This is a genomic window from Pseudoalteromonas sp. AWH4_217 (assembly GCF_056161105.1).
The window spans coordinates 1-235 of sequence record NZ_JBSWYM010000103.1 but is presented as its reverse complement, the minus strand read 5'-3'; the positions used below and the strand labels follow the sequence as shown (position 1 = coordinate 235).

The window sequence follows — 235 nt, the reverse complement described above, 5'->3', positions numbered from 1 at the left end:
TAACACCGAGCGGGTCATTAGCTCAGTTGGTAGAGCAGTGGACTTTTAATCCATTGGTCGATGGTTCGAGTCCATCATGACCCACCATTCACATTTGGTGTAATACTTAAGTAACTTTCGAGCGGGTCATTAGCTCAGTTGGGTGAGAAAAACGAAGCACCGCTTCGCAGTTTTCGAACGCGAGTCAGGACGACGACGCCGGAACCAACCGTCAGGACGACTTAATGGCACTTTA

1 tRNA gene is annotated in these 235 nt (G+C 48.9%); it reads left to right on the top strand.

Features of this window, described 5'->3' with window-relative positions:
• Positions 1-11: 11 nt before the first annotated feature.
• Positions 12-87, top strand: a tRNA-Lys gene (locus tag ACXAH1_RS24825).
• Positions 88-235: the final 148 nt, after the last annotated feature.